The organism is Leifsonia sp. NPDC056824, from assembly GCF_042789575.1.
In the GTDB taxonomy this organism is placed as follows: Bacteria; Actinomycetota; Actinomycetes; order Actinomycetales; family Microbacteriaceae; genus Leifsonia.
In genome coordinates, this window is record NZ_JBHUAV010000001.1 from 139434 (window position 1) to 154830 (window position 15397).

16 protein-coding genes are annotated in these 15397 nt (G+C 71.4%); 6 read left to right on the forward strand and 10 right to left on the reverse strand.

Annotated elements, in window-relative coordinates; genetic code table 11:
• Positions 1-123 precede the first annotated feature (123 nt).
• Both ACFRFH_RS00745 and ACFRFH_RS00750 read right to left on the reverse strand, forming a co-directional pair.
• The gene (locus ACFRFH_RS00745) at positions 124-1479 is read right to left on the reverse strand and encodes a hypothetical protein (protein WP_382461122.1); all 1356 of its coding nucleotides are present in this window, start codon (positions 1477-1479) and stop codon (positions 124-126) included.
• 19 nt (positions 1480-1498) lie between these two features.
• Positions 1499-2938, reverse strand: coding sequence for a M23 family metallopeptidase (locus ACFRFH_RS00750; RefSeq protein WP_382461123.1), 1440 nt, complete (start codon positions 2936-2938; stop codon positions 1499-1501).
• Between the two features lie 260 nt (positions 2939-3198).
• Between ACFRFH_RS00750 and lepB the strand changes: the two genes are divergently transcribed.
• Positions 3199-3909 carry a signal peptidase I gene (lepB, locus tag ACFRFH_RS00755; protein ID WP_382462711.1) on the forward strand — a complete coding sequence of 237 codons (711 nt, stop codon included), beginning with the start codon at positions 3199-3201 and terminating at the stop codon, positions 3907-3909.
• A 4-nt stretch (positions 3910-3913) separates the two neighbouring features.
• On the opposite strand, the gene ACFRFH_RS00760 is transcribed toward lepB, so the two are convergent.
• Complete coding sequence (locus ACFRFH_RS00760; protein WP_382461124.1) at positions 3914-4834, reverse strand: siderophore-interacting protein; 921 nt, start codon at positions 4832-4834, stop codon at positions 3914-3916.
• Positions 4835-4946: 112 nt separating this feature from the next.
• Here ACFRFH_RS00760 and ACFRFH_RS00765 point away from each other — a divergent pair, with 112 nt between their 5' ends.
• From ACFRFH_RS00765 to ACFRFH_RS00775, 3 genes are read left to right on the forward strand one after another with little or no spacing between them, the layout of a single operon-like run.
• Positions 4947-5411: a hypothetical protein gene (locus ACFRFH_RS00765; protein WP_382461125.1), complete on the forward strand. Its 465-nt coding sequence runs from the start codon at positions 4947-4949 to the stop codon at positions 5409-5411.
• A gap of 33 nt (positions 5412-5444) precedes the next feature.
• Complete coding sequence (locus tag ACFRFH_RS00770; protein ID WP_382461126.1) at positions 5445-5774, forward strand: YciI family protein; 330 nt, start codon at positions 5445-5447, stop codon at positions 5772-5774.
• 22 nt (positions 5775-5796) lie between these two features.
• The gene (locus ACFRFH_RS00775) at positions 5797-6174 is read left to right on the forward strand and encodes a PLD nuclease N-terminal domain-containing protein (RefSeq protein ID WP_382461127.1); all 378 of its coding nucleotides are present in this window, start codon (positions 5797-5799) and stop codon (positions 6172-6174) included.
• 67 nt (positions 6175-6241) lie between these two features.
• Here ACFRFH_RS00775 and ACFRFH_RS00780 read toward each other — a convergent pair whose 3' ends face one another.
• The 4 genes from ACFRFH_RS00780 to ACFRFH_RS00795 form a co-directional block, all read right to left on the reverse strand.
• Positions 6242-8023 carry a beta-galactosidase family protein gene (locus tag ACFRFH_RS00780; protein WP_382461128.1) on the reverse strand — a complete coding sequence of 594 codons (1782 nt, stop codon included), beginning with the start codon at positions 8021-8023 and terminating at the stop codon, positions 6242-6244.
• Between the two features lie 63 nt (positions 8024-8086).
• Positions 8087-9436, reverse strand: a complete 1350-nt coding sequence (locus ACFRFH_RS00785) for an ABC transporter substrate-binding protein (protein ID WP_382461129.1) — start codon at positions 9434-9436, stop codon at positions 8087-8089.
• Positions 9437-9483: 47 nt separating this feature from the next.
• On the reverse strand, positions 9484-10419 hold the full coding sequence (locus ACFRFH_RS00790; protein WP_382461130.1) for a carbohydrate ABC transporter permease: 936 nt from the start codon (positions 10417-10419) through the stop codon (positions 9484-9486).
• Positions 10419-11345, reverse strand: coding sequence for a carbohydrate ABC transporter permease (locus tag ACFRFH_RS00795; protein ID WP_370054443.1), 927 nt, complete (start codon positions 11343-11345; stop codon positions 10419-10421). Before ACFRFH_RS00795 ends, ACFRFH_RS00790 begins: the two co-directional genes overlap by 1 nt.
• A gap of 185 nt (positions 11346-11530) precedes the next feature.
• Here ACFRFH_RS00795 and ACFRFH_RS00800 point away from each other — a divergent pair, with 185 nt between their 5' ends.
• Positions 11531-12601 (forward strand): LacI family DNA-binding transcriptional regulator, encoded by a 1071-nt coding sequence (locus ACFRFH_RS00800; protein WP_382461131.1) that lies wholly within the window; start codon positions 11531-11533, stop codon positions 12599-12601.
• Between the two features lie 6 nt (positions 12602-12607).
• On the opposite strand, the gene ACFRFH_RS00805 is transcribed toward ACFRFH_RS00800, so the two are convergent.
• Complete coding sequence (locus ACFRFH_RS00805) at positions 12608-13402, reverse strand: SDR family oxidoreductase (RefSeq protein ID WP_382461132.1); 795 nt, start codon at positions 13400-13402, stop codon at positions 12608-12610.
• 71 nt (positions 13403-13473) lie between these two features.
• Between ACFRFH_RS00805 and ACFRFH_RS00810 the strand changes: the two genes are divergently transcribed.
• Positions 13474-14334, forward strand: a complete 861-nt coding sequence (locus tag ACFRFH_RS00810) for a sigma-70 family RNA polymerase sigma factor (RefSeq protein ID WP_382461133.1) — start codon at positions 13474-13476, stop codon at positions 14332-14334.
• 78 nt (positions 14335-14412) lie between these two features.
• Here ACFRFH_RS00810 and ACFRFH_RS00815 read toward each other — a convergent pair whose 3' ends face one another.
• A complete protein-coding gene (locus ACFRFH_RS00815) occupies positions 14413-14793 on the reverse strand; it encodes a VOC family protein (protein ID WP_382461134.1) in 381 nt (126 codons plus the stop codon).
• A 140-nt stretch (positions 14794-14933) separates the two neighbouring features.
• The gene (locus ACFRFH_RS00820) at positions 14934-15287 is read right to left on the reverse strand and encodes a YciI family protein (protein WP_382461135.1); all 354 of its coding nucleotides are present in this window, start codon (positions 15285-15287) and stop codon (positions 14934-14936) included.
• Positions 15288-15397 lie beyond the last annotated feature (110 nt).

Sequence of the window (15397 nt, forward strand, 5' to 3'; positions counted from 1 at the left end):
GCTCAGCGCACGCCGCACAATTCCCCCACGGCGGGCATGGGCTTCAAAGATGTCCGCCTACGCGGCGCCCGGGCGTGCGGGTAACACGCCCGGCGCCGCGGCCGTCCGTCCCGGCCGCAGGCCTCAGTGCGCGACCCCGGCCGCGTCACCCAGCAGCCGGTCGACCGCCGAGCGCGGGATGGGGATCCAGCTCGGCCGGTGCCTGGCCTCGTAGGTGATCTCGTAGACCGCCTTGTCGAGTTCGAACGCCGCCAGCAGCCCGGCGAACTCGTCCAGGACGTCCCCGGCCACGCTCGTGTAGCCCTCCAGGTACGCCTTCCTGGCGTCCGCCGCCCACCGAGAGGCGTCGATCGGGTCCTCGCGCCGGGCGAGCGAGCCGGCGACGTAGTCGAAGGAGCGCAGCATCCCGGCCACGTCGCGCATGGTCGCGTCGGGCAGGGCGCGCTCGGCGAGCGGCCGCAGCGGCTCGCCCTCGAAGTCGATGAACTGCCAACCGCGATCGGGCGAGAACAGCACCTGGCCCAGGTGCAGGTCGCCGTGGATACGCTGCAGCACCGGCAGCGGAGCCGTCGCGGCCCCTTCGTAGACCGACGCGATCGCCGCGCGCAGCGTCTCGACCTCCGGGACCTCCGTGGTGGTGATCGTGAGCCGCTGGAACATCCCGTCGAGCGCGACGCGCACGTCGTCGGGCTCTGCACGCTTGGTCGGCAGCACGTTCGCGAGCTGGCGGTGCAGCTCGGCCGTGCCCGCACCGAGTGCGAAGGCGCGCTCGGTGAAGTCCTCGCCAGCCTCGGCCGCACTGACTGCCAGCTCCCAGCCGTCCTCCGCGCCGGGGACGAAGTCCTGCATCAGCGCCAGCTCGCCGGCCGCGGCAGCGCCGTCGGGCGCCGGCCACGATCCAGTCAGCCAGCCGAGCAGCGCGGGCGTGCGCTCTGAGCCGCCGGCGGTCAGCGCGGCGAGCGTGGAGATGTCCGGATTCTCGCCGTCCTGCACCACCCGGAAGACCTTCACGAGCGCGAGCCGGTCGCTCAGCTCGGCGACGATGGAGGTGTTCGACTGCTCCGCCGAGAGCCGCCGCGACGACAGCACGGGGATGCGTTCACCGAGCGTGTGGCCGCCCGCGCGCGCGTGCTCGCCGTCCGCCGCCCCCGCTCCGGTCATCAGGGCCGCGAGCGCCGCGACGTACGCCTCCTCGACCGGGCCGTCGTAGAGGTACCGGCCGCCGGCCTCCCCCACGAACCCGGCCGGATCGCCGTCCCGGCGCACGCGCGCGACCAGTGGCACCTGGTACACGCGGGGCGTGCGGGGCGCGTCGTCGCAGAAGAAGTGCGTGATGATCCGGGAGCCGTCGTCCGCGCTCTCGGGCGCACGCTCCAGTTCGAAGGAGCCCAGGAGCCGCAGCCTCGGTTCGAACGCTTTGGTCGAGTACCAGCGCTGGCGGCGCATCCACGAGCCCACCAGCTCCGTCAGTTCCGTCATGCTCTGAACCGTACGCCTCTCACCTGGTTCCGACGATGACCCCCCTGGCCGCGAGGAAGGGGTACGGATCTATTTGCACGCCGTTCACCCGGACCTCCAGATGCAGGTGGCAACCCGTGGAGGCCCCGGTCGAGCCGACCTGCGCGATCGGCTGCCCGACCGCGACGTGCTCGCCGACCGTCACGCCGATCCCGCCGTCGCGGATGTGGCCGTAGGCGGTCTCGACGCCGCCGCCGTGGTCGATCAGGATGAAGTTCCCGTACGACCCGTTCGGGCCGGCAGCGAGGATCGTGCCGGCCGCGGCGGCGACGATGGTCGTGCCGCAGGAGGCGCCGATGTCGTCGCCCGGGTGGAAAGGCGCCGTCCCGGCCGGGCGCGACGGCCGCGGGCCGAACGGGTCAGTCATCGGGCCGTGCACGGGGAGCGTCCACCCGGTGGCGATGGCGGACGGGTCGACGGTGAGCGCCTGCCAGCCCGTCCCGGCGGTGAGCACGGTGGGCAGCTGGGCGAGGGCGGCGGAGTCAGAGTCGACCTGCGCCTGCGCGTCGGCGACCGCCTGCTGGCTGGCGTCGACGTCGATGCCGGCGAGCGCGTCGGCCGCCTGCTTCGCCTGGCCGCTCAGGCTGGTCGCGGCCTTGGCGTCGGCCGCCGCATCGCGCAGCACGGTCGCCCGGTCGGCGGAGAGGGCGCGCAGCCGGTCCACGGCGCCGAGCTTCGAGAGGAGGTCGCCGTTCGTCCCAAGCACCGCCGCGAGCGGGTCGGACCCGAGGCCCTTCCAGCCGGCGGCCCGGATCAGCGCCGTCGCGAAGGCGGCGGAGGCGGCGGCTTTCTTCGTCGCGGCCTTCGCCTGCGCGGCGAGCGCGTCGGACGCGGCCTGCGCCTGGGCCTGCTCGCGCTGCGCGCCGAGGTTGGCGGTGGTGGCGTCGGCGAGCGTCTGCTGGGCGGTGGCCAGGTCGCTGGCGAGTTGCGCCGCCTGCTCGACCTGAGCGGTGTCGGACTGCACGGTGCCGCCGAGGTCGGGCGGGATGAGCAGCGGGATGTCGTCGATCGGGGCGGGGGTGGGTGCGGGGGTCTGAGTGGAGGTCTGGGTAGGGGTCGGGGTGGGCGTCGGCGTGCGGGTCGGCGTCGGGGTGGGCGTGGGAGTCGGGGTGGGGGTCGGCGTCGGTGTCGGTGTCGGCGTCGGTGTCGGCGTCGGCTTCGGCGTCGGGGTGGGTGTCGGCGTGGGCGAGGGTGTCGGAGGGGGTGAATCGTCCGGATCGGGCGGCGGCGTCGGCGTCGAGGTGGTGCAGTCCTGGCCCTGGCACTCGTCGGCCGAGGCCGGCAGCGGCGCGAGCACGAGTCCGGTCGCCAGGAGCAGCGCCGCCGCGTGGGCCAGCGCCCTCAGGACCGATCCGCCGTGCGGAGGCGGACCTCCCGCTGCGACCCCGCGGAGCCCGGCCGGGCCGCCGGCAAAGGGCAACGGGCCTGCCGCACGGAGGGCAGGATCAGGTCGGATGCGCCCTCGATCGCCGCGGCGCGGAGGTTCGCGTCGTGTCAGCAGTCTGAAGCGCGCCAACGCATCCCGCATGATCACGCGGGCCCCCGACGGGCGTCGGGTCGGCCCGTCCTTCGATCCTGTCACCCCGCCGGGCAGGAGGACAATCCCTCGTCAGGGGGTCGGATGCGTCTCACAGCCTGGGCACGCTAGCGTGAAGCCTTGTGACCGACAGCACCGAGACCATGCGACCCCGTCGTGCCACCCGCAAGTCCGGCTGGAAAGTCCTCCTCCGCGACGTCGTGGTCATCTTCGTCATCGCGGTGCTGGTCTCGTTCCTGATCAAGACGTTCGTCGCCCGCTCGTTCTACATCCCCTCCGGGTCGATGGAGAACACGCTGCAGATCAACGACCGGATCATCGTCAACGAGCTGCAGCCGTCGGTCTTCCCGCTCTCCCGCGGCGATGTGGTCGTGTTCAAAGACCCGGGCGGCTGGCTGCCCGCTGCGGCGCCGCAGACCGGAAACCCCGTCCAGCAGGGCGTCGGAGCCGTGCTCGACTTCGTCGGCCTCGGCGCCTCGGACAGCGACCAGCACCTCGTGAAGCGCCTGATCGGTCTCCCGGGCGACCACATCACCTGCTGCAACGCACTCGGTCAGATGAGCGTGAACGGCGTGCCGCTCAAGGAGCCGTACGTGCTGCTGCCGGCCGGGCAGCAGGCCGTTTCGGCCAAGCCGTTCGCCGTGACCGTGCCCGCAGGCAAGATCTGGGTCATGGGCGACAACCGGTACAACTCGGCGGACTCCCGGTACCACATGGACGACCCGACCAAGGGCTTCGTGCCGATGGGCGACGTGGTCGGTCGCGCCTTCGTGGTGAGCTGGCCGGTGAGCCACTGGAGCTGGCTGAGCAACTACCCCGAGACGTTCACCGGCACCGAGGTCAAGGGCAAGTAGCGCGCTACGCCTGCTCGGCCCGCCCCCGCCGCCAGTACCCCATGAACGCCACGCGCCCGCGGTCGATTCCGTGCCCGCGCACGAGGAGCCTGCGGAGCGTCTTGACGACCCCTGACTCCCCCGCGATCCAGGCGTAGAACCCGCCGGCCGCCTCCTCGGGGCTGTCCCACAGGATGTCCGCGTCCACGTCGACGTCCTCCAGCCGCTGCGCGCGTCCCGCCGCCGCCGCCGCGACCACGTCCGGATGCGCGCCCAGCCAGCCGGTCACGGCCGGGAGGAGGGCGCAGCCGTGCTCGCCGCCGTCGCGCGCCACCCAGGTGACCTCGACATGCCGCCCGATCCGCAGCGGGAGCGCGTCGGCCGCCGTCGGGACCTCGATGAACGCGCGAGCCGTGCGCGTCGGCGGCAGCGCCTCCAGGATCGACGCGATCGCGGGCGCCGCGGTCTCGTCGCCCGCGAGGAGCAGCTCGGTGGCCTCCCCCGGCCGCCAGTCGATGCCGACGCCGGAGTGCGGGCTGAGCGCGTCCGGCCCGATCACCACGAGCTCGTCCCCCTGCGCTGCGGAGGCCAGCCAGCGGGCGGCCGGGCCGCCGTCGCCGTGCACCACGAAGTCCACGTCGACGCGGCACTCGTGCGGGTCGACGTCGCGCACCGTGTAGGTGCGGAACGGGTTGCGGCGGTGCTCGGGCAGCGCGCGCCAGTGGCCGTACCAGTCGCCCGCGTCGAGCGGGCTGAAGCTGCCGCCGGACAGCGGGAAGACCAGCTTGATCCGCTGGTCCAGCCGCTCGGCGCCGAAGGTCTCGAAGTCGTCGCAGCCGAGGCTCACGCGCGTGAAGCCCGGGCTCAGCCTCCTGATCGCCAGCACCTGCGCGCGATACGGCCGGTACGCCGGACGCTCGGTCAGCAGCGGGGCGAGCACGGGCACAGCGGGTCCCTTCGGGGCCGGGAGCGGGGCGGGGATTCGAGTAAGGTAAGGCTACACTAACCAATTCGCCGAACGCTGGACGCCCCCGCCGCCCGCACAGTATCGTCGGGCCGTGACGATCGCGCACCACCACCCGCTACTCGGGAGGGACGCGCGCCTGGTCATCCTGATCACCGGCGTGCTCGCGGGCGCCGCCGTCGGCTTCCTGCACATCATCGACTACGAGCTCGGCAGCGACACCAAGCGCGAGCTCCTCAGCCCGCAGCTCTTCCTCTACGGCCCGGCCGCCGCGGGCGTCGGGTTCATCAGCGCGGCCGTGCACTACGCCTGGTTCGCCCAGGCCCGGCCGGGCGGCGTCCACTGGTGGCGGCACGTCTGCGCCACGGCGAGCGCGTTCGTGGTCGCGTGCGTCGGCTACATCCTGCTCTGGCTGACCACGCCGGCGACGTATCTCGGCTGGTTCAGCGAGCCGCTCGGGGCCGCCGTGGTGGCCGGGACCGTGGAGTACGTCGTCCACCGGCTCATCCTCGAGCGGCGGAATGTCGAGCGGCGGCCGCTCCGTTCGACGTCCGAGTGAACCGACAACCGATTCTCGAAAGGACCCACCCCGATGAAGTACATGATGTTCGTGATCACCGACTCCCAGCCGGACACCGAGACCGACGAGTCCGACGTCGACCTCTGGGTGGACCCGCTCGACGCCAGCGGCAAGCGGATCATCGGGGAGGTGCTGCAGCCGCAGTCCGAGTCGCGCGTCGTCCGCGTGCGCGACGGCAAGCGCTACGTGACCGACGGGCCCTTCACCGAGACCAAGGAGGTGATCTGCGGCTTCGACATCCTGGACGTCGAGGACCTGGACGAGGCCGTCGAGATCGCCTCCCGGCACCCGATGGCGCGCAATGGCCAGCTGGAACTGCGGCCCTTCATGGTCTGGGAGTGAACGCGACCCCTAGACTCGGCGCATGGCCGTCGTCCCGCTGCTGATCCTCGTCTTCTTCGTCGTCGCGCTGATCGACATCATCCTGCGCGACAGCAGTCAGGTGAAGCACCTGCCGAAGGTGGCCTGGATCTTCATCGTGATCCTGCTCCCGCTGATCGGCGGCGTCCTGTGGTTCGCGGTCGGGCGGGAGTACAGCGGCACAGGACACGGCGGCGCAGGGTACCGCCGCCCGCGGGGGACGTACGTCGTCCGCGAGCAGGCGGCGCCGGCGGCCCGGCCGCTGTCGACGGAAGAGCAGCTCGCCGCTCTCGAGCGCGAGATCGAGGACGATCGCATCCGGCAGCTGGAGGCCGAACTCCGCACCCGCCGCGACCCGGACCCGGACCCCACCCCCTCCTGACCACCGTCGAGGGGCACGTAAACGCCCCTAAAACGCGGTTTTAGGGGCGTTTACGTGCCCTTCGGCGTCAGAAGTCGGTGTGACCGAGGCGGGGTTCGGAGACGAAGGACGCGGTGGCGTCGGCGGCGGACTCCAGCTCCAGGATCACGAGCTCGTTGCGGCCGGCGCGGGTGACCGGCGCGGGGACGTGCAGCGTCTCCTGGGGGCCGCGGGTCCAGTAGCGGCCCAGGTTGAAGCCGTTGATCCAGGCGACGCCCTTGCCCCAGCCGGTGGTGTCGAGGAACAGCGTCCCCTGCTCCTCCAGATCGAAGACCGCGCGCGCGAACACCGGCCCGGCGAGCCGCTCCGGTTCGCGCTCCACATCGCCATCCGCGGCGCCCGCGGCGTCGAGCTCGGCACGCACGGCGTCCAGCGACGGCAGGCGCAGCGGGAGGACGCTCCAGCGCCGTAGCCCTTCGCCGTTCAGCCGGACCGGGCCGATCAGGCCCTTGGGCTCGCCGATCCGCGGGCCGTAGTCGACGCGGCCCTGGTCCTCCACGAGCACGGTGAGCGTGCCGCGGCTCGGTGACAGCGTGATCGCACTGTCGTGGTGGTCGCGGGCGAGCACGCCGACCCGGGTGGAGCCGACGAAGACGTACGCGCGGTCGCGCACCTCGCCGAACTCCAGCACGGCGGGCTCCGTCGTGTCGATCTCGGTGCGGTAGAGCCCGAAGCCTGCGTAGTGGTCGAGCGCGTCGAAGGTCGGGAGGTCGTCCGTGTGCCGCCAGTCGCCCAGCTTCGACGCGACCGCGAACAGCGGGACGGCGTCGAGGAACGGCACGCTGAACGCGGGCGCTGCTGCGGCCACGACGGGCTCCTCCGCGGGGACCGGCGCGTGCTTGGCGATCACGTCGCGGAACGCCCAGAACTTCTCGGTGGGCTCGCCCGCCTCATCCAGCGGGGCGTCGTAGTCGTAGCTGGTGACGATCGGCTGGTAGACGCCCTTGTCGTTGGCGCCGTTCGTGAAGCCGAAGTTCGTGCCGCCGTGGAACATGTAGATGTTGACCGAGGCGCCGAGCGCGAGCAGCTCGTCCAGGTCGGCGGCGGACTGCTCGACGGAGGTCGTGTGGTGGTGTGCGCCCCAGTGGTCGAACCAGCCGTCCCAGAACTCGGAGCACATCAGCGGCCCGGTCGGCTGATGCTCGCGCAGGGTGGCGAGCCGTTCGCGCGAACGGGAGCCGAAGGAGGCCGTCTTGAGCAGGCCGGGCAGCGAGCCGTTCTCGAGCATCGCCGGCTCCGGCTGGTCGACGGTCGTCAGCGGCACGGTGATGCCCGCACCCCGGAAGACCTCCACGAGGTGCCGGAGGTAGTCCTCGTCGTCGCCGTAGGCGCCGTACTCGTTCTCGACCTGCACGAGCAGCACCGGGCCGCCCTCCGTCACCTGCAGCGGGCGGACGATCGCGAGCACCCGCTCCAGGAACGCCGTGACCGCGGCCAGGAACACCGGCTCCGAGCGCCGGATGCCGACCGCCGGGTCGGTGAACAGCCACGCGGGCAGGCCGCCGTTGTCCCACTCGGCGCAGATGTACGGCCCCGGCCGCACGATCGCGTGCATCCCCTCCTCCTGCACCGTGCGCAGGAAGCGCGCCAGGTCGAGCGCACCCTCCGCGGTCCACTCGCCCGGCCGCGGCTCGTGGGCGTTCCACGGCACGTACGTCTCGACCGTGTTCAGGCCCATCAGCCGCGCCTTGCGGATGCGGTCGGCCCAGTCGTCGGGGTGGACGCGGAAGTAGTGGATCGCCCCCGACAGGATGCGGTGGGGACGGCCGTCGAGGAGGAAGTCGTCCCCGGCGATCTCGAACGTGCTCATGTGCTCTCTCCTCCCTCGGGCGCCCGCCGTCGCGCAGCGGACGCCCGAGGGCGATGGACGTGGTTACTTGCCGGAGACCGTGAAGCCCTGCTGGTTGCCGTAGCTCACCAGCGCCTTCTGCCAGGCCTGCAGGCCGGGGTTCAGGCTGGAGTTCGCGGTGTACGACTGGCCGACGGTGTCGCCGTAGATGCTGTTCGCGTAGACCTGGAAGGGCAGGTACTGCCAGCCGGTCGAGACGTTCTTCGCACCGTCGACGAGCACCTCGTTGATCTTCTGGCCGCCGAAGTACTCCGGGGCCTGGGCGAGGAAGTCGGACGAGTTCAGGTCCTTGGTCGTGGACGGGAAGCCGCCGGACTGCAGGAAGACCTTGATCGACGCCGGGTCGTTGTTCAGCCACTTCAGGAAGCCCGCGGCGAGCGCCTGGTTCTTGGACTGCTTGAGCACGACCTGCGCGCCGCCGCCGTTCTCCGCGTTCGTCGGCGTGCCGTCGTAGGTCGGGATGGGCGCGACGCGCCACTGGCCGGAGCCGTCCTTCACCGAGGACTCCAGCACGCCGGGCATCCAGGCGCCGGTGACCAGGGTCGCGATCGAGCCGTTGCCGAGCGCCTTGAACCAGTCGTCGCTCCAGCCGGGGACGGTGGAGAGCAGCTTGCCCTGCACCAGCTTGTCCCAGGTGCCCGTCCACTTCGTGGTGCCCGCGTCCTGCAGGTTGATCGACACCTTGGTGCCGTTCACCTGGAACGGCCGGCCGCCGGCCTGCCAGATCATCGAGGTGGTGAAGCCGGAGTCGCCCGAGTCGCTGGTGATGTACTTGGTCGGATCGGCCGCGTGCAGCTTCTGCGCATCCGCGACGTACTCGTCCCAGGTCTTGGGCACGGTCAGGCCGTACTTGTCGAAGACCGTCTTGTTGTAGAACATCGCCATCGGGCCGCTGTCCTGCGGGAGGCCGACGAGCTTGCCGCCGACGTTGACCGAGCCCCACGGGCCGGGCGTGTAGTCGCTCTTGAGCGAGTCGAAGCCGTACTGCTTCAGGTCGACGAGCGAGTCGGAGAGCGCGAACTGCGGGATGGCGTAGTACTCGACCTGCGCGACGTCTGGCGCGCCGGAGCCGGCCTTCACGGCGTTCTGCAGCTTGGTGTACTCGGTGGTGTTGGTGCCGGCGTTGACGAGCTTGACCTTCACCTTCGGGTAGGCCTTCTCGAACGCGGCGACCTGGGCCTCCGCGGACGGGGTCCACGACCAGTAGGTGATGGTGCCGCCCTGCTTGAGGGCCGCGTCGACGTCGGAGGCGCTGCCGCCGCCGGTGGAGCCGGAGCCCGACGAGCACGCGGCGAGCGAGGCGCCGATGACGGCGCTCGCGACGACGGCGGTCGCTACGCGGCGCAGGTTCCGTGAACGCAGGATGCGCTTCATGGTGGTGTTCCTTTCACTTCCTTGTGGGTGGGAGGGCGGTGCTGTGTTCACTGCTTGACGCTTCCGGCGGCCAGACCCGACTGCCAGTAGCGCTGGAGCACCAGGAACGCGGCCACGATCGGGATGATCGTGACGAGCGATCCGGTGATCACGAGGTTGAAGATCGGCTGGGCGCCGACCCCGGTCGCCTGCGCGCTCCACTGGCTCAGGCCGACCGTCAGGGGGTACCAGGTCGGGTCGCTGAGCATGATGAGCGGCAGGAAGTAGTTGTTCCAGGTGGCGACGATCGCGAACAGCGCGACGGTCACGACGCCGGGGGCGAGGAGGCGGAGCGAGATGGTGAAGAAGGTGCGGAACTCTCCCGCGCCGTCCATCCGGGCGGCCTCCAGCAGCTCGGTCGGGATGGCCTCGCTGGCGTAGGTCCAGATCAGGTAGAAGCCGAACGGGCTGATCAGCGACGGCAGGATGACCGCCCACGGGGTGTTCGTGAGCCCCACCTGGCTGAACATCAGGAAGGTCGGGACGGCCAGCGCGGTGCCGGGCACCGCGATCGCGCCGAGCACGATGGCGAAGACCGCGCGCTTGCCCGGGAAGTTGAACTTCGCCATCCCGTAGCCTGCGACTGTGGCGAGCAGCGTCGCCCCGCCCGCGCCGACCACGACGTAGAGGAGGGGGTTCCCCAGCCACTGCAGGAAGATCCCGTCGCGGTAGGTGAACAGCTGCGCGATGTTCTGGAAGAGGTTGAAGTCCTTGCCGAACCAGAGCCCGAACGACGAGTACAGGTCGGGCTGGCTCTTCGTCGCGTTGACGATCAGCCAGACCAGCGGCACGAACGAGTACAGCGTGAAGACGATCATCACGATGGTGAGCACGGTCGACTTGCGGGTGCGGCGGCCGGAGGTCGGCGCGGCTGCGCGGGCGGCGCGGTTGGAACGGGCGGCGGCGCGCGAGGGCGGCGTGCGGCGTTCGGTGAGCGCGGTCATCAGCGGACCTCCTTGCGCGAGCCCCGGAGCTGGACGACGTAGGCGATCACCGCGGTGATGACCCCCATCACGATCGCGACCGTGGCCGCGTAGTTGAACTGCTGACCGGCGAACGACAGGTTGTAGGCGTACATGTTGGGCGTGAAGTAGCTGCTGATCGCGTTGGGCGCGAGCTGCTTGAGCAGGTTCGGCTCGTTGAAGAGCTGGAAGCTGCCGATGATCGAGAAGATCGTCGCGATGACGATCGCGCCGCGGACGGCGGGGAGCTTGATGCTGAACACCGTGCGGAACGCGCCCGCGCCGTCGATCTCCGCCGCCTCGTACAGCTCGCCGGGGATGACGCGCAGCGCCGCGTAGAAGATGAGCATGTTGTAACCCATGAACTCCCAGGTCACGATGTTGCCGATCGAGCCCAGGATCCACTGCCCGGCCAGCGGAGCCAGCTGTGTACCGAGCAGGTGGTTGACGCTCGCGGTGAGGCCGAACTGGTCGCCGTAGATGAATCCCCAGATCAGCGCGGCGACCACACCGGGGACGGCATAGGGCAGGAACAGCGCGATGCGGAAGAACCCGGCGCCGTACAGCCGAGCCGAGTCGAGCGCGAGGGCTGCGACGAGCGAGAGGACGAGCATGATCGGCACCTGCACGACCAGGAAGAGCGCGACCCGGCCGAAGGATTCCCAGAACTTCCCGTCCTGCAGCAGCCCGATGTAGTTGTCGAGTCCGACGAACGCGTTGCCGCCGATGAGCTGCTGGCGGAACAGGCTGAGGTAGAGCGCGTAGATCACCGGCGCGACGATCATGAGGGCGAACACGACCAGGAACGGGGCCACGAAGGCCCAGCCTCGCCAGTCGCGGCGCGGACGGCGGAGGCGCCGCTGCGGGGATGCCGGCGGGGCGGCCGGCGTGAGGGACGTCGTTGTCATGGCCTTCCTCGGTGATTCGGTGCTCGCTGCGGCGTGCAGTGGTGTCCTGCGGTGTCGCGGCGGATGTTTACGTCAACATCTGGTTGCATACCCTAGCATGTTGACGTCAACATGTTGCAAGTCCCGTTACCGCCTCCGGGCTGTCGCGGCAGGAATCACCGCAGTCTTCACCAGAATGGGGAACCATGACCGAGTCGATCGCCGACCCGGCGCCCGCGCGCCGCGGCGGCCGCACCCGCGGCCCGTCCCTCGGCGACGTCGCCGCGCACGCCGGGGTCTCCACCCAGACCGTCTCGCGCGTCGCTAACGGCCTCACCAACGTGGAGGCCGCCACACGCGACCGCGTGCTGGCCTCCATGCAGGCGCTCGGCTACCGGCCCAACCGCGCCGCGCGGGCGCTGCGCTCCGGGCTGTTCCGCAACATCGGGGTCGTGATGTTCACGCTCTCCTCGTACGGCAACATGCGGACACTCGACGCGATCGCCGGCTCGGCCGCGACCGCCGGCTACTCGATCACCGTCGTGCCGGTGGAGCGTCCCACTCAGCAGGACGTCAGCGTCGCCTTCACGCGGCTGCTGGAGCAGGCGGTGGACGGCATCATCATCGTCATCGAGGCCCACATCGTCGACCGCGCCGACGTGGAGCTGCCGTCCGGCCTGTCCGTCGTGGTCATCGACTCCACCGAGCGGCCCGACTACCCGCAGGTGGACACCGACCAGGCGGAGGGCGCGCGCCAGGCCACCGAGCACCTGCTCTCGCTCGGCCACGAGACCGTCTGGCACATCTCCGGTCCGGCCGACTCGTACTCGGCCGCGCGTCGCGAGCAGGCCTGGCGGGACACGCTGGCGGCCGCGGGGGCCCCGGTGCCGGAGGTGTTCCGCGGCGACTGGTCGACGACGGCCGGGTACGGCTACGGGCGGGAAATCGCCGCGCGCCCCGAGATCACCGCCGTCTTCGCCGCGAACGACCAGATGGCGCTCGGCGTGCTCCGCGCGCTCCACGAGGCCGGCCGACGGGTGCCGGCCGACGTGAGCGTGGTCGGCTTCGACGACATGGCGGAGGCGGACTCGTTCTGGCCGCCGCTGACCACCATCCACCAGGAGTTCGAGGCCACCGGCCGCCGCGCGGTGGAACTGCTCATCGCCGAGATCGAGGGACGGCCGGAGCCGGTGCGCTCGTCCGTCCTGCCCACCCACCTCGTCGTCCGCGCCAGCAGCGGCCCCGCGCCCACCCTCCCGTCGCCGAAGGGCACGTAAACGCCCCTAAGACCGCGTTTTAGGGGCGTTTACGTGCCCCTCGGCGGTCAGTTCGGGCGCGGTGCGGAGGAAGTCGGCCCAGGTGAGGCGGCCGCGCCGGGCGGCGGCGCCGGCGAGGTTGGCGTCGGCGCGGTAGGCGGCGCCCACTTTTCCCGGCAGGCCGAAGCGCACGAACCGGCGACGGAGGCCGCGCGCGTCGGCGTACTGATGCAGCAGCTCCTCCGCCTCCAGCACCTCCGGTCCCGCGATCTCACCGGCCAGCCCCGCCGGCGACCCCTCCGCCAGCTCGGCCAGCCGTTCGGCGACCTCCGCCGCGTCCACCGGCTCGAAGCGGATGCGCGGCGCGGGCGCCACGGGCAGCTTCGTCATCCCGGCCGCCATCCGCAGCACGAGCTGGTGGACCTGCGCCGCCCGCAGCACGGTCGACGGCACCGCCGACGCTGCGAAGATCGCCTCGACCTGCTCCTTCGCGCGGAAGTAACCGATCGGCATGCGTCCGGCGCCGACAACCGAGAGGGTCAGGATGTGCCGCACGCCCGCGCGTTCGGCCGCGGCCGTGACGTTCGCCGCCGCCACGTCGTCGCCCTTCGCCGCTCCAGCGAGGTGGACCACGACCTCCGTGCCCGCCATCGCGACGTCGAGGCCTGCGCCGGTCATCACGTCGCCCACGACGTGATCCGCTGCGCCCTCCACCGCGTGCCGGGTCAGCACCCGCACCATCGCTCCGCGCTCCTCCAGCAGCGGTACCAGCCGCCGCCCGATCGTGCCGCTCCCGCCGGTCACGAGAATCCGTCCGTCCATGTCGCCCTCCTGTCACATCGAGGCGCACTGCCTCGTCGATAGGGTGACGAGCAGGTGACGGAGGATGTGACATGACCGAGGACGACGACCGGTTGACGGCTCGTTTCGAGGCCGCGCGGCCACGGCTGCGCGCGATCGCGACCCAGCTGCTGGGCTCGGCGGCCGACGCCGACGACGCCGTCCAGGAGGCCTGGCTCCGCCTCCGGCGCACCGACATCGCCGCGATCGAGAACCTCGACGCCTGGCTCACCACCGTGGTCTCACGGGTCTGCCTCGACCAGCTCAAGAGCGCGCGGCGCACCAGGGAGCGGTCGTGGGAGGTCCTGCCCTGGCGGGACGAGCCCGTGTCCGACCTCGGCGACCCCGCCGAGCTGGCGGCGCTCGGCGACCGGGTGAGCGTCGCGCTGCTGGTCGTCCTGGAGACGCTCTCGCCCGCCGAGCGCCTCGCCTTCGTGCTGCACGACGTGTTCGGCCTCCCGTTCGAGGAGGTCGCCGAGGTGCTCGACCGCTCCCCCGACGCCGCGCGCCAGCTCGCCTCCCGCGCCCGCCGCCGGCTCCGGGACGCGCCCCCGCCCGCCCGCCAGGCCCGGCGCGAGGAGCGCGGCGTGCTCGATGCCTGGCTGCGCGCGGTGCAGGAGGGCGACCTGTCGGCGCTGCTGGCACTCCTGGACGACGGCGCCGTGCTGCACGCCGACTACGGGCGCGGGCGGCTGCAGACCCTCGTCGGCGCGACAGCCATCGCCGAGCAGGCGACCCTCGCGGCGCGCCTCGCGCAGACCTCCGTCCCGGTCCTCATCGACGGCCGGCCGGGCGTGGCCGCCGTGGTCGACGGCAGGGTCGTGTCGGTGATGGCGTTCGACATCGCCGGCGGCCGCATCCGCGGCCTGGACGTGCTCTTCGACCCCGCCCGCCTCGCGAGCACCCGCCTCTAAGCGCGCTCCCCCGCGCCCGAGGGGCACGTTGTTGTCACTTACGCGCGCGAAAAGCGACAACGACGTGCCCTTCGACGGTCAGGTTGCGCGCTCGACGACCTCGAAGCGGTTGCCGTCCGCGTCCCGCGCCTGGAACATCGCGGGGACGCCGGGCCAGCGCAACAGCGCCCCCACGTCCACTCCGCGCCGGGTCAGCTCCTCGTGGGTGGCCCCCGCGTCCGCGCTCTCGAACCGGATGCCCGTCTCGATGCCGGCCGGGACGTCCTCGCTCGCGACCACGAGCGACACCGACACCGCCGATCCGGGCGGAGCCAGCATGATCCAGCGCCCTCCCGTCGGCAGCGGCGCGTCCACGCGCACCTCGAACCCGAGCACGTCCCGGTAGAAGGCCAGCCCCCGGTCCTGGTCCCCGACCGGAATGCCGATGGTGTTCACCCCGATGATCCCCGTACCTGTCATGCCCGCATCCTCCTCCTGCCACCCCACCCCTGTCACCCGCGGCCTGTCACCCGCAGCCAACGGAGGAGATCCCTCCCCCACACCCCCGGATCTCATCCGCTCACTGCGTTTCCCGGGCGCGTCGGCCCGGAAGTCCTCCGTTACCGCATCACCAACGGGCGTACCTCGATCCCCCCGTGCCCCTGCCGAGCCTCCGCAAGCGAGCTCGCCAACGCGACCGCCTCCTCCTGACTCTCCGCCTCGATCAGGTAGAACCCGCCGACGACCTCCTTGGACTCCGAGAACGGCCCGTCGGTGGGCCGTGGCTCACCGTCCGGGCCGGTGCGGACCGTCATCGCCGTGGACGACGTCTGCAGCTCCCCCGCAGCGCGCACCCCCGTGCCCGCCTTCTCGTTGAACGCCCGGTGGGCCTCGTCGACCGCGGCGCGCCCCTCCTGGTCGAGCGCGTCCCAGCGACTCTCGTCGCCGTAGATGAGGATCAGATAGCCGGTCATGTCTCTCCCTTTCGTGGATGCCGAACACCTGGACGTCGAACGGGCGGAGCCGTTTTCGACAGCGGATATACTGCTGACGTCCGGCCGTCCAACGGCCCGGTGCTCGAAAA